The sequence below is a fragment of the Desulfosporosinus shakirovi genome, from assembly GCF_020595055.1.
GTDB classification, from domain to species: domain Bacteria; phylum Bacillota; class Desulfitobacteriia; order Desulfitobacteriales; family Desulfitobacteriaceae; genus Desulfosporosinus; species Desulfosporosinus shakirovi.
This window is the reverse complement of the sequence record NZ_JAJDOO010000002.1, coordinates 79591-102536: the sequence shown is the minus strand read 5'-3', so window position 1 is coordinate 102536 and position 22946 is coordinate 79591. Positions and strand designations below refer to the sequence as shown.

Genomic DNA, 22946 nt, shown 5'->3' with positions numbered 1-22946 from the left:
GGATAATTTATTTACATTTGGGAATTTTAGTATTTAGCCCCAATTCTTTTATCTTTCTATAGAAAGTAGATCTGCTCATACCCAAGCTATCGGCAGCTTTTTCTTTAGCTTGACCGGTACTGCCAAATCTTTTCAGCGCGGCTGCAATTGCCGTTTTCTCCAATTCAGCTAACGTTGGTTGATCACCCGATGCTAAACTGGCATTCTGTTCAAAATAGTCATTGACTCGAGAGGATAAATAAGCGCTGTCAATGATATCATTTGTAGCAATATTTACTGCATACTCAACAGCATTTTCCAGTTCCCTTACATTCCCCTGCCAAGGATAGGTAAGCATTTTTCTCTGAACTTCTTGAGTAAAACCGGTTATTTGTTTACCTAAAATCAGATTATACTTATCCAAAAAGTGATGGAGAAGAAGCATCAAGTCCTCTTTCCTTTCACGTAACGGAGGAATAAAGAATGGAATAACACTTAACCTATAAAAGAGATCACTTCTAAAAAGTTTTTCTTTGATCATTTCTTCGAGATTGCGATTTGTGGCTGCTATAATCCTGACATCAATCCATACCGGCTTTACTCCACCAATTCGTTCAATTTTAACTTCTTGCAACACTCGCAATAACTTCACCTGAAGATGCATCGGCATATCTCCAATTTCGTCCAGAAAGATTGTCCCATTGTTTGCAAGCTCAAATTTCCCTGGTTTACCTCCGCGACTAGCCCCGGTAAAAGCCCCTTCTTCATAACCAAAAAGTTCACTTTCTAAGAGCATTTCTGGAATAGCCCCGCAGTTTATAGCGATAAATGGCCCATTTTTGCGATGGCTTTCTTCATGAATGGCCCTCGCAAATAACTCTTTGCCCGTTCCACTTTCGCCGGTAATCAAAATTGTCGAGTCGGTTGCCGCGACAAGTTGCATTTTTTGTTTAAGGATGGTCATAGTTTTGCTTGTACCTAATATTCCGTCCAGAGTATATTTGCGATCTTCCCTAATCAAACGACCCGCTAACTTCCGCAATTCGCGGATACTTCGAAATGAAATAACCAAACCGATAATTTCCTGATTCGTTTTTATGGGTGTAATGGTACTGATAAATAGGCATACTTCTCCCTTATTTATATACTGGATTTCTTGTTCAACATATGGTTGTCCCAGTTTTAACACTTTAGGAACTGAGAACCCTTGGAAAATATCGTTTATGTGTCGCCCCCAAACTTGCTGTGTAGTAATATTCAATAACTTTTCGGCAGACTTGTTAATATGGGTTATAAAACCTGAATGGTCAATAGTTACGAGCCCTTCGACAATGGAATTTATAACTGCACTGAATTGGTCAGCCATTAATGAAAGGCGTCCATGCATTTCATTCTCGCCAATTTTGCTGCTTATCAAGGCTGATATTTTCATTAAAAAATCAAGCAGTTTATCACGGTTCGAAAGCAACTCATTTTTTTCCTTGTTATCAAAGGCAAAAATTGAAATTGTGCCAATTACATGCCCGGTCCATATTATTGGAGAAAGTATTCCTGCCTTGAGTTTACAAATAATTTTTTGATTGCAGTCTTTGCAGATATTGTGATTAAGCGGTTCATCATCTAAGATAAAGTTGCTGCCGCTGTTAATTATCTGTCCAGTGATTGATCCTTTCCCGTATACAAAACCAATTTCACTTTGGTATTTTCCCGTCCCAGCAATTACCTCTAAGTTATTATCAATAATAGCAACCTCAAATTCTATGACTGCTGCGATCACTTCTGCTATCTGTTGGACATAGGATTTGTTAAGCTTTAATTCAGAAGTTAGTGACAATAATTCAGATACTGCAGACATCTCTACCCCTCACCCACATTCTAAATCGAATTACTATTTTTGACATAACTGTTATTTCAATTCTACAACTAATTTCTGCTCAAGTACAGATGTAATCTTCCGAATTTTCAACTTTTTGCCCATTGAACAGTTATTCTAATGAAAGAAGGTAAGCAGAAGTTAATTTTTACTTCTGCTTACCTTTTAGAGTAATTATACTCTCAAAAAACTATTATTGCAGCATCAAAAGTTCCTAGAAAACACTCTTAAGAAGATGCTTCAGATACAGATGAGCTAGCTGAATCTGCTTCGACTTGCTTTTTCCAGAGCTTATATCGTTCAAGATCAAGGCTCACTTGAGATATAACAAAGCCAGCAACTGCCGCGTCATCGATTAATCCTGCAAAAGGAATATAATCGAAAATCCCGTCTATGGGCGATACAAAATAGACGATTCCCAGGACTATCATTAGCAGCGAATGCATGGGCATTTCCTTATAGTTGCCGTTAATCCAATCTTTAAATACGCCAAATAAGAGCTGAAATTTCTCCCAGGTTTCGCCAAGCGCACCTCTTTTAGCGTTAGCTTTTTTCATGGCATTATTGAGAAGATCTAAAGATTTTTTCTTGTCCGTAATATACTTGTTAGCCTTCTTCTGAAAGAACCATAATCTTTTATGATTGAGTTTGTCGATGATCATATTAAGCTCTGCTCCCTTACCAGACTTTATTAAAAATACGTCTGAATATTACTTCTTCTTAATCCATAGCTTGTCCTTGCTATCGGCTTCATATTTAACTTTTTTAGATATCCAGACCCTTTTAAAATATCTTCTGTTTGTTGTTAATCATTCTAAGTTCTCACCTGCATGTATATTTTGTCAAAACTCTAATAAATTAATGTCATAAAAAACATATTAACTGGAAATATTAAACTGAATTCAATTTTAAGGAGGAATATGCAATGTCAGTTAAAAAAATGCCTCAACCTAACAACGGGATCAAATGTCTTGTTAACACTTGCCATTATTACGAATCAGGTGATCATTGTCATGCTGAAAAGATCGAGGTCCAATCACCTAACGCCAGTACCAGTGAAATGACTGACTGTGCAACTTTTCTACCAGAGTAATTAATTTTTAAATTCCCTATAATAAAGAAATTTTAAGGCGTGTCAAATTAGGCATGCCTTAAAATTTTTATCCATCACATTCTTCATTCTATTTACCGGTGGTTTTTCATGAAAAAACCTTAGCCAATGGTCATAATATCAGTAAGATCATCAAAAATGTTCTCTCAGCTAAGACTGTATTATGAGAATACAGAACCTCATCATTTAGCCTAGATCGTCTTTTTACTTAAGAGTCCCGCAGATGCAATAAATTTCAAGGCCTCTTCGGAGGAGACTTCGAGAAGTTGAACTTGATCTTTCGGTACAACAATTAAATTCCCTGCCCATTGCATCGACTGCATTAAGTAGACTGCCACATATCCTTTGGGAATAAAAGCGCTTTCTTCATCATTAGTAAGGAATCCCAAAAGTTTAAGTTCACTGGACATATTGACCATAACTAATCGAGAAAAGCCTTGTTTATTAGCAGAGAAAGAATTTACGGTGTCTTTGATAATTCCGTAAATGTTGCCAAGTATCGGAATTTTAGTTAAGAGCTTTTCCATGTAATTTAGTAATCCGTTCGTCAGCCAATTTGATGCTAATAAACCTACCATAAAAATCACTGCCAGAGTTACGATCACTCCAAATCCCGGAAAGTATAAACCAAACCTCTCTAGCATTCCTTTAAATAAGCCATCAGTTACTAAAAACATTTTATAGAGAATGTAGAAGGTAAGCACTAAAGGAGTCAATATTAATAACCCTTTTAGAAAAATTCCGATAAATTTCTTCAATTCCTTATCCCCAATTTTCATAAATTTAAAACAGAGTCATTAAACAATTAGTAAGTATATCCAATAAATCCATTACGATTATTATTCTATTTAATACTTCAAATGTCAAACCAGTAATCTCATTGCTTTTTCGGCTTTGGTAAGAAGCCAATCTTTTATTTCATCCAGATCGACATTTTTATCAAGTTGCCACTTCCAATTTCCATGAACTGTCCCTGGGACATTCATACGCGCTTCCTCGCCCAGCTCTAATATATCTTGCATGGGTAAAATAACCCAAACCGCTTGACTCAAATACAACTCTTCAATCAACTGACGACAGTCTTCACGGACTTCTTGACTTATGGCCTGTGAATGTGAGGTAATGCCGACTTGGCCTTTCTCTTCCCCTAATTGATTCCTCTCACACCAACCGATCAAGGTATTATTATCATGTGTTCCCGTGTAGTAAACGAAATTAGTTTCCGAATCCATTACATCCGGTAACAACTCTTTTGGTGGCGTAAATTGAAGTACCTTAATTCCAGGAAAGCCAAACATCTGTTTCAAAACACTTACTTCAGTAGTTATGATTCCCAGGTCTTCAACAATAAAAGGGCATTTTCCAAACTCCTCAAACATGCTTTCAAAGAATCGTTTCCCCGGCCCTTTTATCCATCGCCCTCTTTCAGCAGTCTCCTCCTCAGCATCCACTTCCCAAAAGGCTTCAAATCCTCGAAAGTGATCTAAGCGAATATAGTCAAACTGATCTAAGGCAAAGTAAATCCGCATTTTCCACCAAGAGTACTGAGAAGTGGCCTGGGCCTTCCAGTCATACACCGGATTCCCCCATAATTGACCGGTCTTGCTAAAATAATCGGGGGGGACTCCCGCTGTTTTAGCAGGTCTGCCTTTTTCATCAAGTATAAACAAGCTGCGGTTTACCCATACATCGCAGCTGTCGGCCGCTACAAAATGGGGCAAATCCCCCATTATTTTAATCCCTTTACCCTCGGCGTAAGATTTTAGTTTATTCCATTCATAGAAGAAAGTGTATTGTAGAAATTCATTAAAATCTCTTTCTTTTTGGAGAAGCAATGAATAATTGAATAACCCCTCTGTTTCACGAGAAGCAATTTTTGATTCCCATTCGAACCATGGAGCACCTCCGAAGTGAACTTTTAAGGCACGAAAGAGAACGTAGTCCTGAAGCCAATCTTTATGTTTGGCTTGAAATCTTGCATAGTTTTCTTGAGATAGATATTCTGAGTATTTATAAGACAGATATTCAGAGCTTAAGGATATTAAAGAGTTAGCCCTGCTTGATTCAAGACGCTCAGTAAATTTTTGATAGGCCTCATAGAGTAACTTTTGCTTAAGTTCTTTTAGCCCTTGGTTTAGTAAACTTTCCCGAAGTCCAATATTTATAAGCTGTTCATATTTTCTACGAGTCTCTTTCAGATCTAATAGGCCCTCATTAATCAAATGATCAAGACTGATAAACACTGAATTCCCAGCAAATACAGAATCACTTTGGTAAGGACAAGCTCCCGCCCCAGCAGGATTCAAGGGTAAGACCTGCCATATCGATTGTCCGGATTCAGCTAAAAAATCCACAAAATCATAGGCTTCCTGCCCTAGATCTCCCAATCCCCAAGAAGATGGCAACGAGCTAATATGTAATAATACCCCACAGGAACGCTGTAGTTGCAAATCGTGAGGAGGATTTTTTTTAATAAACAGAGCCCTTCCGTTTAAAGCATTGATTGGCACAGCACTAAGCGTTTCGGAAGTAAGTCTTTCTCCATTGATTAAATCAATTATAAAAGGAGCAGACGAAAGTTTTGGACTAAGATCGACTAGTTTCACTTCATCTCGGTGTCGATTGATAAGGATAACTATTTCTTCCTCATTCCCTGCTCGAGAGAAACCATAAACATCCTGCTCGAAATAAAACGGCTCAAATTGACCCGTTTGAAGCACTTCAAATTCAGCTCTCATGCGCAGGATTCGACTATACCAATCCATTATTTTTCTGTCTTCCCTGCCCCATGGATATGTTCCCCGGTTATAAGGATCAGAATAACCTTCCACACCGGCTTCATCCCCATAATAAATACAAGGAACTCCGGGAAATGTCATTTGAACCAAACTCAATAGTTTGAGTCTTTGTACTGCTAATAGCCGTACGGGCGGTGAAAGCCGAAAAGTTCTCCGCTCTGTATTCGTCAAACTCTTTTCTGGTGGAGCATTTCCTAAAAGAGTCAAAACCCGAATCGTATCGTGACTCCCAATTAAGTTCATGGCGGCGTAAAAATTCTCTCGAGGATAATTTTCATACAGACTCATAAGTTCTTGATAAACATCCTTGGCATCACTTTGACCAAGGATAAAGCTCAGTAAACTATTCCTGAAAGGATAGTTCATGGCGGCATCGAGTTCATCCCCCAAAAAATATTGACGTGGACTGTCATAGCTGATTTTATTTGAAGCATCTTCCCACACTTCCCCGATTAAGACAGCATTAGGGTTAATGGATTTAATCCCTTGGCGCAATTCCTGAATAAACTCATCCGGAAGTTCGTCTGCAACATCCAGCCTCCAGCCAGCCACACCAACCTTTAGCCATTTCTGAATAACACTGTTTTCGGAGCCGTAAACAAACTGTCTGTATGAGGAATTCATTTCATTTACTTCCGGAAGGGAATCCACCCCCCACCAAGATTCATACTCTTGGCGATCTTTTTTAAACTTATACCAACTATGATAGGGAGAATCTACGGATTGGTAAGCACCGACTTCTGGGTAATTGCCATATTTATTAAAGTAGATGCTGTCACTTCCGGTATGGCTAAAGACACCGTCAAGAATAATCGAAATTCCCCAGTGTCTTGCTGTGTCAATCAATCGTTTAAAAACCAGATCATCCCCATACATAGGATCGATTTTATGATAATCCCCCGTATCATATTTATGATTGCTTGAGGCTTCAAATATTGGGTTGAAGTAGAGAATACTAATCCCTAATTCTTGAAAGTAAGGCAACTTTTCAATGACCCCTTGCAGGGTTCCACCAAAAAAATCCCAATCCGTCACTCTGCCCTGCTCATCCTTAATATAGACAGGCTGATCTGACCAATCTGCATGCAACAGAGTGTTTTTCCGCGGTTCACAGATGAACCCTTTTTCGTGAGGATTAAAGAACCGATCAATAAATATTTGGTACATAACTCCTCGCTTATACCACTCAGGGACTGCTGTTTGCTTATGAACCGTAATTTGATAGGCCGGCGGTTCTTGTTCCCAGAGACTGCCTATTCCCCCTAACCTTTTATTATTATTTCCATAGTAGTAGATACGAGAGCCTGCATAAATCACAAAATAGTACCAAATTAGTCCGGGAGCATTTGGCCCTGCATATTCTGCCTCATATGATTCTCCCTTCTCAGCAACCTCAAAGGATCTCTGTTCTGAAGACGCAACCTTTTGATTTCTCTTCTTAGTAGTTTGGTGCATCAAATTAGTAATTTCCCTGTCTGTTTCCCATAAACGAAGAATACAAGCGTCAATAGGAACTGGCGAAAGTACATTAATACGAAAGGTTATCTTTTGACCACAGTTGACTGAGCCAAAAGGTTCACGATAATAAAGGTCATACGAATTATGATACGCCACAAATTCCATACTTATCACCTATACCCTTGTCGTTTTTTATTGATCCAATCGCAGAAACAAACACTGTAAATTAGTGTGATACGTAATTGTATAATCTAACTCATTTGAGCAAATTTCTAGAGTAATGTCTAAGAATTTCAGGATATTTGCAATAATGACTTATATAGTTCGATGTAGGCATTTGCTGATCTGCTCCAACTAAAGTCACTTTCCAAACCCCTTAGTCGTATATTATTCCAAACAAGCTTATTTTCATAATATATACTTAAGGCTCGTTGCACAGTAAATAAAAATTCATGAGCATTATAGTTTACAAAGCTAAATCCATTGCCTGTTTCCATAATATCATTATAAGGAATGACCGTATCCTTTAATCCTCCGGTTTCGCGGACAATGGGAACGGTTCCATAGCGCATAGCAATCATTTGAGCAATACCACAGGGCTCAAACCGTGAGGGCATCAGCAACATGTCCGCTCCGGCATAAATCTGATGAGCTATTTCATTAGAGAATTCTAATCGTATGGTTAATTTCTCAGGATATTTAGAGGCAAAATGTTGTAACATTTCTTCATATTTTTTCTCTCCAGTACCGAGGATAACCATCTGAATATCCAGTTCCAGAATCTCTTCGATAACATGGGCCAATAGATCGAAGCCTTTCTGATCGACGATTCTGCTTACCATCCCCAAGATAGCACACTCATCTCTAACTGGCAGTCCGATTGTTTTTTGCAGGTGCTTTTTGTTTTCCGTTTTAGCCAGAGATACGTCATGAAAAGACATTACCAGAATGGGGTCGTTAAAAGGGTCATACACCTCATAGTCAATGCCATTGAGAATACCCTTCAGAATATCTCTTCTTTTTCTTAACAAGCCATCAAGATTTTCCCCATAAAAAGGATCTTGAATTTCCTCTGCATAAGTTGGACTCACTGTTGTGATCTGATCTGCGTAAAGTAAAGCACTCTTCATAAAATTAATCGCTCCGTGAAATTCCAAGCCATTTTCCTTAAAAAACTCCATTCCCAGACCCACAATATCGCAGAGAACTTCCTTAGGAAAAATCCCCTGATATTTTAGGTTGTGGATTGTAAAGAGAGTTTTAATTGGGTAGTATAGTGGCTCACGGTTATAAAACTCTTTGAGCATAAGCGGGATTAATGCGGTATGCCAATCGTGGCAATGTATGATATCTGGCTTGAACCCCGGTATGTGGATCAGACTTTCAAGGGAAGCCCGGGAAAAGAAAGCAAATCTCTCTGCATCATCGTATTCTCCATAAACATTTGGACGTGTAAAATAGTACTCATTGTCAATAAAGTAATAAGGTATCCCCTGATAAACCGTTTCTTCCAAGCCGCAATATTGTTTACGCCAAGCAACTGGGACGTCGAAATGGGACAAGTGCTTAAACTCTCTCTGGAATTCTTTAGGGATACTGCTATACTTAGGCATAATAATCCTGACATCAATCCCTTGTTTATGCAAGAAGGCTGGTAAAGAACCCGCCACTTCCCCTAAACCGCCAGTTTTAGCAAAAGGATCGGCTTCTGCAGTCACAAACACCAGTTTCATACTCTCCCACCTTTCCTAGATGACCGTTTTTTTGAGAACAACCAAAGGGTGACTCTCACTTCCTTTAAGGACATTTTCTCCGTGAACAATGACAGATTTATCAAGAATTGTATAGTTCGTTTGGGCATTGCTATGAATATGACATTTTGGCAAAATGATACTGTTTTGAATTCTGCACCCTTGTTCTAGAACTACTCCACGAAATACAATCGAGTTTGTTATTTCCCCTGCAATAGAGCATCCACTGGCAATTAACGAATTACTGACTTTAGCCTGAGCTGTATATTTAGTGGGGGGATTGTCCACAATTTTTGTATGTGTACGATCCACCCCCGACCATAATTGTTCTCGAACTTTAAAGTCTAGAAGATCCATACTTCGATCAAAATAATCCTTGATAGTGTGAATCGTTCCAATTGATGAATTCGTTGGACTGCCTAAGATTTCAAGAACTTCTATATTCGAAGCGAGGATTTCCATTAAACCGATACAACCATAGGAACCATACTTCTCAATAATTTCCAACAAGAGCTCACGACGAATTATTATAATATTCACAAATTTAAGAAAGGTCAGTTCTTCGCTTTCCAGACTATACTTGTTATGGATTTTAGACACTTTCTGATCCCCATCAACCTCAAGCAGTATTTGATCCAGCGAGTCATCGTCTCTTGGCCTTACTGCTTTATATATCAAGGTAACATCTGCATGCTTGTCCTTATGAAATTCTAAAGTATCTCTGAAATTTATATTAAAGATTTGATCACCGCTGCTAATAAGCACATTTTCTACATAATCCTTCTGTAAATACTCCAAATTATTTTGTAAATCTTTAATACAAAAAGCATCTTTACTCCCTGCCAAACTATGCATGACACCGGGTAAGATAAATAGCCCTCCATCTTTACGTTCTAAAAACCAGTCTTTTCCCGCCCCTAAGTGATCTAGCAACGGTCTGTATTGGTGAGGCGTAACTAAGCCAATGGTCCTTATACCTGAATTGACCATGCTAGATAAGGCAAAATCCAAAATGCGATATCTGCCTCCGAAAGGAACAGCAGCTATTGGCCTTTCCTGGGCAAGCCCTTGTAAGTTATCAGAACCGCTATTAGCAAAAATAATACCTATAGCGTTGGACATTATTTTCCTCCTTTCACATTGCCCGGCTTCTATAGATATGCATGCCGGATTCAATAACAGTTCCTTCAGTGATCAAATGATAATCCTCAATTACTGTTATTCCTTCATACCCAGGGGCGATTTGTCCCCTTGCGCCTATGTTACAATTCCCCATAATTTCAGCATTTTCACCAATAATCGTCCGATAAACACTAGACCCTTTGTGTAATTTTACATAAGGTAAGATAATTGAATCCTTAATTTCTACTCCTTCGCCTACATAAACCCCTGCTCCCAGGATTGAATTGCTTACCTTACCGTGAACAGTACACCCATTACAAATTAAGCTATTCTCGATTTCTGCTGCAGACCCCACAAAATGGGGAGGAAAAATATCTTCGTTGGAAAAGATCCTAAACTTTGGATCGAAAATATTAAGAAAGTGTCCATCCTTTAAAGACTCCATATTGGCTTGATAATAACTTTCAATAGTACCGACATCTCGCCAATACCCTTGAAACTTATAGGCAAAAACTCGTTTTCCTGTACTTAACTGATTTGGAATAATATTTTTTCCGAAGTCATTTTGAGACAGATAATCTGCTTTATCAGCAATTAATGCTTGCTTTAGGGTGGGTCCGTTAAAAATATAGACCCCCATTGAAACCAGATCACTCTCCGGATTAGCCGGTTTTTCTGTGAATTTGGTGACCCGATCTTCCGAATCAATGGTTAGGATTCCAAACCGAGAAGCTTCCTCCCGGGGTACTTGAATCGCAGCCAGAGTTATCTCTGCATTCTTCTCTTTGTGAAACTTCAGCATAAGAGTATAGTCCATTTTATAGACATGGTCTCCTGAGAGAATAATCACATATTCAGGATCGTAATAATCAATGAACTCGTAGTTTTGGTACACTGCATTTGCGGTACCGTTGTACCAACTTCCTTCGGTTTCTCCAAAGAATGGGGGAAGAATATGAACCCCGCCAAAAGGATTATCCAAGTCCCAAGCGGAACCCAGACCAATATATGAATTAAGTAGAAATGGCTTATATTGGATGAGAACACCAATGGTATTAATATTCGAATTTGTGCAGTTACTTAAAGTAAAGTCGATTATTCGATACTTACCACAGAAAGATACTGCTGGTTTTGCACGATTTCGAGTTAATCCACCTAATCTGCTTCCTTGTCCTCCAGCCAATAGCATCGCAACACATTCCTGCCTTTTCATACTTGTCCCCTTTCTCTTAGATTAATCAGCCGTACAGATATAAGATTAATTTGAAGAGATGCAATTCACGGTACGATATCGAATCTTCCATATCCAATCTGCATATTCTCTAATCGTCCTATCACTTGAAAAAATCCCCGAATTTGCAATATTGAGCAAAGAAATTTTGTTCCAATCCTTAGGAGTATGATAAAGCGCCTGTAGTTTTCCATGCATTTTAAGATATGATGGGAAATCTTTTAAAATGTAAAATTCATCATTATAGATCATGAGAGAATCGTATAGTGTCCTGAATTCCAGACCCATATTATCAAAAAAGTCACTGTTTAATTGATCCACGCACATTCTAATATCTGGATTAGCATGGTATTCATCCCAAGGCTTATACCCTCCGGAACGGTTGTAATCCAGCACTTGTTCAGCAGTAAGGCCAAAAATAAAAATATTTTCCTCCCCCACAGCCTCTTTTATTTCGACATTTGCTCCATCCAGAGTTCCCAAAGTTAAGGCTCCATTCATCATGAATTTCATGTTTCCAGTTCCTGAAGCCTCCTTACTAGCTGTCGATATTTGTTCGCTAATGTCTGCTGCAGGATAAATCAATTCTCCTTGTGACACATTGAAATTTTCTAAGAAAACAATCTTAAGCTTTCCCTCAACTTTGGGATCCTGTTCTATTTTTTTGCTCAAAACGTTAATAAGCTTAATCACGGTTTTGGCATAATGATACCCTGGGGCAGCTTTTCCGCCAAAAATAAAGGTTTGTGAACAAGACAAGGAGTCGGGTTCATTGATACATTTATTGTACAAGTGCAAAATCTTAAGCACATTAAGCAGTTGCCGTTTATAGGCATGTATCCTCTTCACTTGCACATCAAAAATGGAACTCGGGTCTAGGATGAGTCCATATTTAAGTTTAGCCTTCTCGGCAAGTCGACATTTGTTCTCGTATTTTACGTTGGCGAGTTGCTCCAAAAAACTTTGATCATTCTTTAATACATGAAGTTTCTTAAGTTCTCCTGCATCTTCCTTCCAGTTTGGACCGATTGCCTCTGTAATCAGATGAGACAATTTAGGGTTTGCCGCTAATAGAAATCTTCTATGATTAACCCCATTTGTTTTATTATTAAATTTATAGCCAAATACTCGATAGTAGTCTTTAAAGACCTCATTTTTAAGAATTGTAGTATGTAATTGTGCAACTCCATTAACTGATGAGCTTCCGACAATTGCTAAATTCGCCATCCAAATATATCCGTCCTTAAAGATATGAGTATTTTGCTTGACTTGATCATTGTCCATGAAACGCGCCCTTAAATCCTCCTTGAATCTTCGATCGATTTCCTCAATAATCAAATAGATCCTAGGCAAGAGGTTTTGGACCATATCAATGGGCCATTTTTCCATCGCTTCAGGCATAATGGTATGATTGGTAAAGGACATGGTGTTGACAGTGATATTCCAAGCCTCATCCCATCCCATTCCTTCTTCATCAATCAATATGCGCATCAGTTCAGGGATACATAAAACCGGATGAGTATCATTAATATGGACTGAGACACGTCTGGAGAAGTCATGCAAAGAATTTAAACCGTTCTTTTTCTTGTAACTCCTAACAATGGTTCCTAAGCCTGCAGCTACAAAGAAGTATTCTTGTTTAAGCCTTAGCTCTCTTCCTGCACGACTGCTGTCATCCGGATAAAGAATATAGGAAATGGCCTCTACTTCCGATCTGAAGCTTGTGGCCTCATTAAAATCCCCTCGATTGAAACAAGCCAAATCCAGTTCGCTGCAAATTGTTTCAGCGCTCCATAACCTTAAGTTGTTGATATACCTGGGATTATCGTAGCTCATAATCGGAACATCGTAAGGTACAGCTAAAACAGGTTCATAGTTTTCATGATAAAACATTGCCTTCCCATCTTTGAATTTAGTTTTGACAGTCCCTCTGTATTTCACAATCACAGCCTTGTCAGATTTTCTTGTTTCCCAAGGATAGCCGTTTTTAAGCCAGTTATCTGCTACCTCAACTTGATTGCCAGATACAATCCTTTGTTCAAATAACCCATATTTATAGCGAATTCCATTACCATGTCCGTCAATTCCTAAGAAAGCCATCGAATCGAGGAAACAGGCAGCTAATCTACCTAATCCGCCATTGCCCAAGCCCGGATCCGCTTCTTGCTCTAGTAAATCATCAAGATTAATATCTAAATCTGACAAAGCTTCTCTTACGAGATCCTCAATTTTAAAGTTGACTAAATAATTATGCAGGAGTTTTCCAATTAGAAACTCCATTGAAAAATAATAAATTTGTTTCCCTTGTGATATTGAGTTTTTGTTTACTGCCCGATAATAGCTCGTTTTTTCTTTTAGCAACATGACTAAGGCTACAAATTTATCCCAAGAGGTTGCTTCATCTGTAGTAATGCCCTCCCCCTCAATCAGTTTCATTAGATAGGCCTGTTTAAAGCTCTCTTTATCCGTAAACATGCGTTTTGTTCCTCCAATACTTAAGTATTCATGATTGGTTTTAATATAACTATTGCTAAGGGAGCAACATTAATTGTTATTGAAAACTTTTGACCATGCCATGCAACCTTTTCCGCTCTAACAAATGAAGAATTAGTGTGATTGTTCCCCCCATAAATGCTCAAGTCAGAATTGAATATTTCCTTATACAGCCCTTTCCTAGGTACTCCGAGTCTAAAATTCACGTAACTATTTGGTTGGAAATTAATTAATATGATAAGGAAATTATCCCTTTCCAATGCTTTCCGACAAAATATTAAAATACACTGTTGATGATTATGGACATCAATCCATTCAAACCCTGCCCAGTCTTGTTCATTTTCCCAGAGTGCTCTTTCTTGGCAATATAGTTTATTTAAATCACGCACATAATTTTGAAGCTTTTCATGCATCTCATATTCCAATAGGAACCAATCCAGCTCTGCTTCCTCATTCCACTCGATAAACTGGGCAAACTCCCCACCCATAAATAATAGTTTTTTACCCGGATGGCACATCCAATATCCGAATAGATTTCTTAGTCCCGAGAATTTTTGGAAATAATCCCCCGGCATCCTGCCAATTAAGGACTTTTTGCCATGAACTACCTCATCATGAGACAAGGGTAAGATATAATTTTCAGAAAAGGCGTAAGTCATCGAGAAAGTTAACAATTGATGATTATCTCTGCGCAAGGGAAAATCGAGACCCATATACCGCAAAGTGTCATTCATCCAACCCATATTCCATTTAAAATTATAGCCAAGTCCATGCTCATCTGTTGGGCAGGTGACTAGAGGCCATTCCGTAGATTCTTCTGCAATCATCAGTGCATCCGGGAAATTTTGAAGAACTGCTTCATTTAATCGTTTCATGAAAGCAACAGCCCGAAGATTTTCTCTGCCTCCATTAATGTTAAATTTCCAAGAATGCTTCGGCTTCTCATAGTCTGGATAGAGCATACTGCTTACTCCGTCCACTCGTAAGCCATCAACATGGAATCTATCAAGCCAAAATATGGCGTTTGAAATGAGATAACTCCAAACCTCTGTTTTCTCAAAATTAAAGTTATACGTACCCCATTGTTCATTTTCATCATTTTCATAAACGGGTGATCCGTTAAATCGGCTCAGTCCATGAGCATCTTTACAAAAATGACCAGGCACCCAGTCCAAAATAACTCCTATGCCCTCCCTGTGACATTGATTAACAAAATACATAAAATCTTGGGGATCGCCGAATCGACTGGTACAGGAGTAAAATCCCGTTAATTGATATCCCCACGAACCATCGAAAGGGTGTTCCATAATCGGCATCAATTCAATATGGGTATATCCCATGCTAATTACATAACCCAATAACTCGACAGCTAAGGTGCGCCAATTATAATAAGTTCCATCCTCTTTTCTTCTCCATGAACCAAGATGAACTTCATATATTAAAAGAGGCATTTCCTGAGCATTTACCCCTCTTTGCTTCATCCAAACTTGATCTTGCCAACTAAATCCCTCAAGTTGCCATACGATAGAAGCTGTTGCAGGTCTAAATTCCGAATAAAAGGCAAAAGGATCGGATTTCAAAAATACTTTTCCATTCTTCGTATGAACTTCATATTTATATAACTGCCCATGAAGAACTTTCGGTATAAATATAGACCAAACCCCACTGGTCCCAATCTCGGTCATTGAACTATCAGTGGAAGACCAATTATTAAACTCTCCTACAAGACAGACGTTGAGTGCTTCAGGTACCCAAACCGCAAAATTCGTCCCGTGTAATGAGTTAGATTCAATTATATGAGCCCCCATCTTTAAGTAGCTATGGTATAATTCTCCACAATTAAAAAGATATATTTCATCCGGTTCAAGATAGTTTGTGTTCATAAATTGTCACTGCCTTCTTCACTCCGGTCCCCACTCCTTATAGTTTTACTATTCTCTTATCAAATGGCATTTCCTTTCATTATGTGGGAAATATTTACTGACAGGTTTCGTCATCTTTTTTTAAGATTTAGATTTGTCATTGCTTAGCGTGTCTTGACAGCATATGCAATAAACAAATCGATAGGTCATAAACTTCTTAATATCTGACCCTAATGGCAAAGAGAGTTCCTACCTCAGTTGGTAAGAACTCTCTGCTAAATATTTATACGTAACTTTATAATATCGAGACATTCTCTACTTTACGACTTGCGCCAACCACCGGTTTAAGCATGCCTATTATCTCCGCTCGGAAGACACTAAGATTTTGCAATACCTTAAAGTATAGTCCAAACAGTATAGTAGTAGCATTACTGCAGTATATAGAAACTGCAACCACGCTAATCCTCCAAAAATCACAACTCCTTAAACATAGATATTTTTGTAAGTGTGTAACATTTAATTCCCCTCTTACGTATTAAGAGTGTAATGGTGAAACAGTCAGCCAACAAGGATAAAAAACAGGCAGAAAACGATTGCAAAGGAGGAAAAATTATGTCAAAGCGCTTGTATCGATCCAGCCTTGATAAGCAACTAGGAGGAGTCTGCGGAGGATTGGCTGAGTACTTGGAACTTGACCCCAGTCTTGTCCGGATTGCAGCTATTATTCTTATGTTTGTAGGCGGCACAGGATTTTTAGCCTATCTTGTCGCCTGGTTCGTGATCCCCAGTGATATTTGATCATTTAACAATTTTACTTATGCATCTTTTGACACCAGAAAAGCTACAGCGCAGAATTAACAATTTCCGCAATGTCCATGCTTTGCATATCTCCATTATGGCCGCTAATCGCTCCACTCAATGTGGCTAAACATAATGAACATGCACTGGCTAAAATATCAGCTTCAGTTTTCATGGCTTTCCTGACCAAGATGCCATGAACCGATTTCTTCCCGTAATCTCCCAACCATACTCGTCCACCGCCGGCTCCACAGCAAAAAGCATAGGTTCGATTATTTCTCATCTCGATCATTTCTAAGCCTGGAACCGAGTTCAGCACCTCTCTTGGGGCATCGTAAATAGAATTATATCTTCCCAAATAACAAGGGTCATGTAACGTAACTTTGCTATTAACAGACCCCTTTAGGGTAATTTTCTCTGACTTAATCAGCTCTAATAGGTACTCTGAATGGTGCATTACTTGATAATGCCCCCCAAACTGAGGATAATCATTTTTCAGGGTGTTGAAGCAATGGGGACAATGAGTTAAAATCGTCTTGAATTTGTAACGGTTTAAGGTTTCAACATTTTTAAAGGCTAAGTTTTGAAATAGCTTTTCGTTACCGAGACGCCTAACGGAATCTCCGCAACAGTTTTCTTCTTCTCCTAAAATTGCATAGTTAACTCCAGCCTTTTCTAATATATTGAACATTGCTTGAGAAACCTTTTGATTACGTGATCCATACGAGCCAAAACAGCCTACCCAATATAGGATATCTGTCTCTTTTTCCTCACTTAGTACTGGAACCGGTGAGTTTTCAGAAGAATAAACTACCATGCTTTCTTTGGGTTTGCCCCAAGGATTGCCTGATTCAGAGATATTATTAAATACCTGCTGAACCTCTGGGGGTAAGCCTTGGTCATAAGCAGCCAGACTTCTTCGCATATCAACAATTCTTTTGACGTGCTCTATATAGATTGGACATTTGATTTCGCAAAGACCACACGTCGTACAAGACCAAAGTGTCTCTCTGGAAATCACCTTATCTATGATAGGGTCCTTATTTTTTTTGCCGGCATGCTTCTTTAAATCTTGTATCACTTCTCTAGGCGTTAAGGGTGCTCCACTCATATTTGCGGGACAGCCCTTCTGACATCTTAGACAAGAAATACAAGCATCTAATTCAAGAAGTTGTTTCTTACTAAACTCTTTAAGATGACCAGCGCCAATACTATTAAACTCAGTAAGGGGAAAATCGACTGGGGTTAATGCCCCAATCTGCGAATAAGATCTTAAAAAGATGTTCAAGGGAGACGATAACATATGGAATAATTTCGAATAAGGGATATAGGCGATCAGCCCAAAGGTTAGCAACATATGAAAATACCATAGAGAGGCATGAACAACTGAAGCTGAATGAGCTGATAAACCAATTATTTGAGTAATTTCAGAGAAAAGAAGCCCAACTGGTGACCACCATGCCCAGGGATCGTCCGTCGAGTAAATTCTTAAACTCTCTAAAACAAAACCTGAAAAAAGAATTGAAAACACAAGAATTAAGACTACAGCATCATCATAAGTGTCATTTTCAGAGTCTTGTATATGTATATATCGTTTATAGGCAGCCATTACTATGCCAATCATGGCCATTAGCCCAAATAAATCCAGCAAAAGGCTAAGTACTAAATATTTCTTCCCATAGAACAATGGAATTTCAAACTGATCTTGAATGGCAATAACTAACGTTCCGAAGGTTAACATTATAAACCCATAAAAAATCCCTAAATGCATAAAACGGCGATAAGGCGCCCTAAAAACATCTTCGTCATGTTTAAAGACAGCAGAAAAGAATGTCTTAAATCTTACAAGTAGATTATCATACCTAATAGGTCGTCCTTGTTGCCAATTCCTAACTTTTTTGATGATTCCTACGATAAATATAACAAAGGCTATCAGTGCAAAAATATACATTGAAGACTTTCCGTCGATATTCCAATATAGCTGCCTGGTCGCCTCCATATAACACCTCAATAGATTATTTATAGCGAACCCGTGATAATTGCCAAAAGCGCAGTCCTTACGAGTTCGCACTGAAGGATTAGTTACGCTTGGAAGGAGCGATTAGTCTCCACTAGAGCCTTGAAGTTCTAACCAGTTGATAATGAAGGCAATTATCTCTTCCTTCTCGATTTCATTATGAAGCTCATGATATAAGTCTTGCCATATTTTTAGAGTACAATCTTTCTGAACACAGGCAGCAAATCCCATTGAGGCTTCAGGAGATGTGATTCGGTCCCCTCCACCGTGCATCAGCAGTAAGGGTAAATTGAACTGAACAGCATTTTTCATCGCCCAGCGCCCAGCTTGGTCCATAGCCGTAAATAGACGAACAGAAATTTTCTTATGAACCAGTGGATCAAGTTCATAGGCCTTGAGCACACTAGGATCATGGGAAAGCGCATTTAATTCCAGCCCGTTGGAAAGTGAAAATGTAGGCCAAAGCTTACTAAGAAATCTTAAGAACGCTCTAATCAATGCAGGCAATTGAACCGTTAACTTAAGCCATGGGCCTGTAACAATCACTCCAGAAAACTTCGGTCGTCGACGTATAACATAATTGAGCACTAAGTTGCCACCCATGCTATGACCGTACAGGAAGGCAGGCAAGTCTGGAAATCGCTTTAAAGATTCACGTCTAAAGCAATCGATATCATCCAATAAAATCTCATAGGAGGGTGTATGCCCTCGCCTACCCGGTGAATTGCCGTGACCGCGTTGGTCATAGGTTGATAAAATATACCCTGCCTGAGTGAATTTAAGAGCCATATTAGCATATCGACCACTGTATTCACCTAATCCATGCAAAAGAATAATAACGCCCCGAAGCCGAATATCTTCTGGTTGCCATTCTCGTGCGAAAAGTTCTGCTCCATCATTTGTCCTGAATTCAAATTCGGTGTGCTTCAACGTCATCCACCCTTCCGAGATTGAACAAAAAAGTTTCTTTAAAAGGATATCATACAATTGAATACTTGAACAAATCTTGGTGAACAAACAATCAATAAAGGAGCTCGCCCTAAAGGAAAAGCTCCATAGATTTTGATCTAAACACTCAATTTAGATTCTCAAACTTAATTGTTTAGATCAAAGAGTGATATTTCGCCTTTAAAAGCTATTAATTCGGGTCATAACCTGATGTGAAGCATGCAAAAATCTGTCCCTTATTTAAAAGTAACGCTTGAATTGTTCAAATATAGGGGGGATATATCTCCTTCTAATGCCTTCTTAATATTGGTTTGGGTCACAGCCTGATGTGAAGCATGCCATAAAACCTGCCCCTTATTTATAAGTAAAGCTTGAGGGGATTGGTGCTTAATCCCTAAATTCTCAGTCGCTAAATTAGAAACCGGTCGAGACTCAATCACTTTGATCATAACCACCAGGACTTCATCCGAACCTTCCTGAATAAAATCCTGCACTTCCCGCCATGCTCGTGCACTGATTGGACAGGTTGTACTATGTTTAAAGATTATGATTTTTCGTTGATGAGACTCCTCCATAATACCTTCGAATTCTTGGATACTAATAATTTCTTTGAACTCTGCCATTATTTTCACTCCTTATATGCTGGATGTTACTCTCACTCCAGTTGCCATCACTGTTATAGTTACGTTTATATCCGAGAAATATCCTGGATAATAATTATAAATTTGGTGTTTAATGTTTCAAGGTTCTTGGTCAAAGCCTAGTTACCTTTTAAATGTTGCCAGCGACACAGGATATTGTCGAAGAAGTCTACGACAATAAATAGTCCAACCCCAAGTAAGGCCATCATTATAATTCCAGCAAACATCTCATCCGGTGCTGCGCGGCTCCAAGAATCCATAATAAAATATCCTAACCCTTCAGTAGTAGCGAAGGACTCGGCAAAGAACAAAACAGCAATAGCTGTGCCCATACTTAAGCGAAGAGACGTCAGGACATCCGGTAAACTGGCTGGCAAAAGTACGTAGCGATAAACTTGGGCCCTGTTTCCGCCTAAAGAACGCAGCGAGGAAATTGTTTCGGACTGTACCCTGCGAACAGCATCCCGCGTTGTGACTAATATTTGAAAAAAGACGATAAAGGTAATGAGGAAAATCTTTGAAGCGTCTCCTAAGCCTAGAAACAAGAGTATTAAAGGCAGAAATACTATCTTGGGGATAGGATAAGTAATATAAACTAAAGGGGCCAAAAATCGGTCTATACTTCGTTCAAAGCCCATAATCAATCCTAGAGGAAGCCCCACTAGTAACGCGGTCAGGGTGGACAGGACAACCCGATAAGTACTGACCCAAAAATGTCTTCCAAGATCTGCTTCAAATAATCGAGCAGTGGCGAGGATTGCCGCTTTCGGTGTTGGCAAAAGGGGATTTTTAAGGCTCCATGCTGCATACTGCCAGAGTACAACTAAGAATAATGCTGCTCCTAAGTATCCCCAGAACTTTCCTCTAAATATTCTACTTCGCAGATTCATCGAGTCCACCCCTTTCTAGAAGGGAACGAACATAGCTGGTTTTCTGAAAGAATTCCTCAGTCTGGCGATATCCTCTTTGCCCAACTAGAGGGTTGAGAATTTCCCCCACTACCTGAGTGGGTCTGCCGTCCAGCAGTACTAAGATACGGCTGCCCAGAAAAACTGCTTCCTCAATACTGTGGGTTACTAGAACAGTCGTTAATTTCTGTTCCTGCCAAATTTCTAACAGCAGTGTCTGAAGTCTTTCACGGGTCAAGGCATCTAAGGCCGACAAAGGTTCATCCATTAACAGCAAATCAGGTTGTAATGTTAAAGCCCGAGCTAATGCTACTCTCTGTCTTTGACCCCCACTCAACTGACTGGGAAAGTTGTGTTTCACCTCTCCTAATCCCATTTTCTGAATCATGTCCTCAACGAGCAACTGGTATTTGCCCTTAGTCATATGCCTAACCCGTAAACCTAAACTAACATTTTGTTCTACATTCAGCCATGGAAATAACCCATATTCTTGTAGAATAAAAGCTGTTTTCTGACGGGTACCCTTCACTGGCTCACCCCAAATCTGGATCTCGCCTCCTGTGGGAGGCATCAACCCAGACAGAAGGTAAAGAAGGGTACTTTTCCCACAGCCTGAAGGACCTATGAGAACCAGGCTCTCTCCTTGTTCTATCTTTAAATTAAAATTGTCGTAGACCTTTACCTGTGACTTTGCTTGGTTATATGAGAGATCACAATGAGAAACTTCAATCACAGGTTGTTCGCTCCTTTATACAGAAATCAGTGGTCAGAGGCCGGAGGCCAGAATCGCAGTGCGAAATGCGAAGTTCGCGGTTCGTGGATTGAAACGTGAAGCTTCACATATCTGGGCTAATCCCCAGGATCTATAAATGCCAACTTTCAAATGACGCAGATCGATTCTGCTAGTTCGACAGTAGACTGGGATCCACTAGCTCTTGATAGGCATACGCTTGAGGAATGAGCTCTTTTTCAACCATCCATTTCATAACACTCTCGACTTCTTCCTCTGTTGGAAGCTGGAGCTTTGAGAAAGTTGGAGTTTTATAGCTATCCTTTAAATCTTGAGGAATTTGTGCTTTTTCCAAGAAAAGCTCACGATATTGATCAGGATTATTCGTCAGGGCTTGTCCGGCAGAGCCATAAGCTAGGACGGCTGCTTTAATTCCCTCAGGATTCTCTTGAATACTCTTGGTGCGGAATAAGAAAACAGTTTGGGAAATATTCTTGTAAGTATCATCCACAAGCACATGGGCCCCTTTTGCTTGCGCAAGGGAAGCCAAGGGATCAGGAAGGCAAGCTGTATTGATTTGGTCCGAAAGCAGCATATCTAAACGCACTGGCATCTTAGGAATCGACATCTTCTTTACGTCATCGAGCTTAACTCCTTTATCAAGAAGCATTTGATCGCTGACGTAATCGATGATTGAGTTCTGGGATATCCCCAATGTCGCTCCGTTTAAGCCTGCCAAATCTTTAATACCCGAGTTAGGTGAGGATAAAATTGCAAAACGGCCCTCCTTTGGAGTTGCTCCCAATCCTATAGTAGCAATTTTTACATCTGTGCCAATTTTCTTTAATAAAGCTACAGCTAACAAATCTGCAACTTGTCCATCAATTTGCCCTGCTTGCATTGCCGCATCTCGTTCCATAGCACTCGCAAAACTGACTAGTTCTACTTGAACCCCTTCTTTAGTGTATATCCCATCCTTTTCAGCTACATAGAACGGCAGGTTATCTTCAATGGGTAAAACCCCAATCTTGACTATTTTACTCTCACTTTTCCTTGGTTGATTCTCCGCGGCTTTTTGTGCACCGCAACCAAAAATAAAAGCTAAACTTAGAACAATCAAAACCATCCCAAACCTAGTAAATCGTTTTCTCATTTGAACTCGACACTCCTATCTTCTATACCCTAAACTACTTATTTTTGACACAATTTTAATTATTCGACACAGA

General features: G+C 39.2%; 17 protein-coding genes. 2 read left to right on the top strand and 15 right to left on the bottom strand.

The annotated features are described in order from the left end of the window. Positions 1-7: 7 nt before the first annotated feature. Positions 8-1834, bottom strand: coding sequence for a sigma-54 interaction domain-containing protein (locus LJE72_RS02590; protein WP_229246074.1), 1827 nt, complete (start codon positions 1832-1834; stop codon positions 8-10). Between the two features lie 245 nt (positions 1835-2079). Then, positions 2080-2514, bottom strand: coding sequence for a YkvA family protein (locus LJE72_RS02585; RefSeq protein WP_229246073.1), 435 nt, complete (start codon positions 2512-2514; stop codon positions 2080-2082). Positions 2515-2777: 263 nt separating this feature from the next. Between LJE72_RS02585 and LJE72_RS02580 the strand changes: the two genes are divergently transcribed. After that, the gene (locus LJE72_RS02580; protein ID WP_229246072.1) at positions 2778-2945 is read left to right on the top strand and encodes a DUF1540 domain-containing protein; all 168 of its coding nucleotides are present in this window, start codon (positions 2778-2780) and stop codon (positions 2943-2945) included. A gap of 209 nt (positions 2946-3154) precedes the next feature. Here LJE72_RS02580 and LJE72_RS02575 read toward each other — a convergent pair whose 3' ends face one another. The 7 genes from LJE72_RS02575 to glgB form a co-directional block, all read right to left on the bottom strand. Further along, positions 3155-3721 carry a DUF502 domain-containing protein gene (locus tag LJE72_RS02575; protein WP_229246071.1) on the bottom strand — a complete coding sequence of 189 codons (567 nt, stop codon included), beginning with the start codon at positions 3719-3721 and terminating at the stop codon, positions 3155-3157. Between the two features lie 105 nt (positions 3722-3826). After that, positions 3827-7384, bottom strand: a complete 3558-nt coding sequence (locus tag LJE72_RS02570) for a bifunctional glycogen debranching protein GlgX/4-alpha-glucanotransferase (protein ID WP_229246070.1) — start codon at positions 7382-7384, stop codon at positions 3827-3829. Between the two features lie 128 nt (positions 7385-7512). Beyond that, positions 7513-8952 (bottom strand): glycogen synthase GlgA, encoded by a 1440-nt coding sequence (gene glgA / locus LJE72_RS02565; RefSeq protein ID WP_229246069.1) that lies wholly within the window; start codon positions 8950-8952, stop codon positions 7513-7515. A gap of 15 nt (positions 8953-8967) precedes the next feature. Beyond that, complete coding sequence (glgD, locus tag LJE72_RS02560) at positions 8968-10092, bottom strand: glucose-1-phosphate adenylyltransferase subunit GlgD (RefSeq protein WP_229246068.1); 1125 nt, start codon at positions 10090-10092, stop codon at positions 8968-8970. Between the two features lie 13 nt (positions 10093-10105). Beyond that, positions 10106-11305 (bottom strand): glucose-1-phosphate adenylyltransferase, encoded by a 1200-nt coding sequence (locus LJE72_RS02555; protein WP_229246067.1) that lies wholly within the window; start codon positions 11303-11305, stop codon positions 10106-10108. Positions 11306-11350: 45 nt separating this feature from the next. Beyond that, positions 11351-13798 (bottom strand): glycogen/starch/alpha-glucan phosphorylase, encoded by a 2448-nt coding sequence (locus LJE72_RS02550; protein WP_229246066.1) that lies wholly within the window; start codon positions 13796-13798, stop codon positions 11351-11353. A 20-nt stretch (positions 13799-13818) separates the two neighbouring features. Beyond that, a complete protein-coding gene (gene glgB / locus LJE72_RS02545; protein ID WP_229246065.1) occupies positions 13819-15699 on the bottom strand; it encodes a 1,4-alpha-glucan branching protein GlgB in 1881 nt (626 codons plus the stop codon). Between the two features lie 591 nt (positions 15700-16290). Here glgB and LJE72_RS02540 point away from each other — a divergent pair. Continuing rightward, positions 16291-16476 carry a PspC domain-containing protein gene (locus tag LJE72_RS02540; RefSeq protein WP_229246064.1) on the top strand — a complete coding sequence of 62 codons (186 nt, stop codon included), beginning with the start codon at positions 16291-16293 and terminating at the stop codon, positions 16474-16476. 43 nt (positions 16477-16519) lie between these two features. Here the strand turns inward: LJE72_RS02540 and LJE72_RS02535 are convergent, their stop codons facing one another. From LJE72_RS02535 to LJE72_RS02510, 6 genes are all read right to left on the bottom strand, one after another. Further along, positions 16520-18475 carry a heterodisulfide reductase-related iron-sulfur binding cluster gene (locus LJE72_RS02535; protein ID WP_229246063.1) on the bottom strand — a complete coding sequence of 652 codons (1956 nt, stop codon included), beginning with the start codon at positions 18473-18475 and terminating at the stop codon, positions 16520-16522. 102 nt (positions 18476-18577) lie between these two features. Beyond that, on the bottom strand, positions 18578-19429 hold the full coding sequence (locus tag LJE72_RS02530; protein ID WP_229246062.1) for an alpha/beta hydrolase: 852 nt from the start codon (positions 19427-19429) through the stop codon (positions 18578-18580). A gap of 248 nt (positions 19430-19677) precedes the next feature. Then, a complete protein-coding gene (gene ytxJ, locus LJE72_RS02525; RefSeq protein WP_229246061.1) occupies positions 19678-20064 on the bottom strand; it encodes a bacillithiol system redox-active protein YtxJ in 387 nt (128 codons plus the stop codon). A 137-nt stretch (positions 20065-20201) separates the two neighbouring features. Further along, complete coding sequence (locus LJE72_RS02520; RefSeq protein ID WP_229246060.1) at positions 20202-20972, bottom strand: ABC transporter permease; 771 nt, start codon at positions 20970-20972, stop codon at positions 20202-20204. Further along, positions 20956-21723 carry an ABC transporter ATP-binding protein gene (locus LJE72_RS02515; protein ID WP_229246059.1) on the bottom strand — a complete coding sequence of 256 codons (768 nt, stop codon included), beginning with the start codon at positions 21721-21723 and terminating at the stop codon, positions 20956-20958. The genes LJE72_RS02520 and LJE72_RS02515 overlap by 17 nt, the downstream gene beginning before the upstream one ends. A 169-nt stretch (positions 21724-21892) precedes the next feature. After that, on the bottom strand, positions 21893-22873 hold the full coding sequence (locus LJE72_RS02510) for an ABC transporter substrate-binding protein (protein WP_229246058.1): 981 nt from the start codon (positions 22871-22873) through the stop codon (positions 21893-21895). Positions 22874-22946 lie beyond the last annotated feature (73 nt).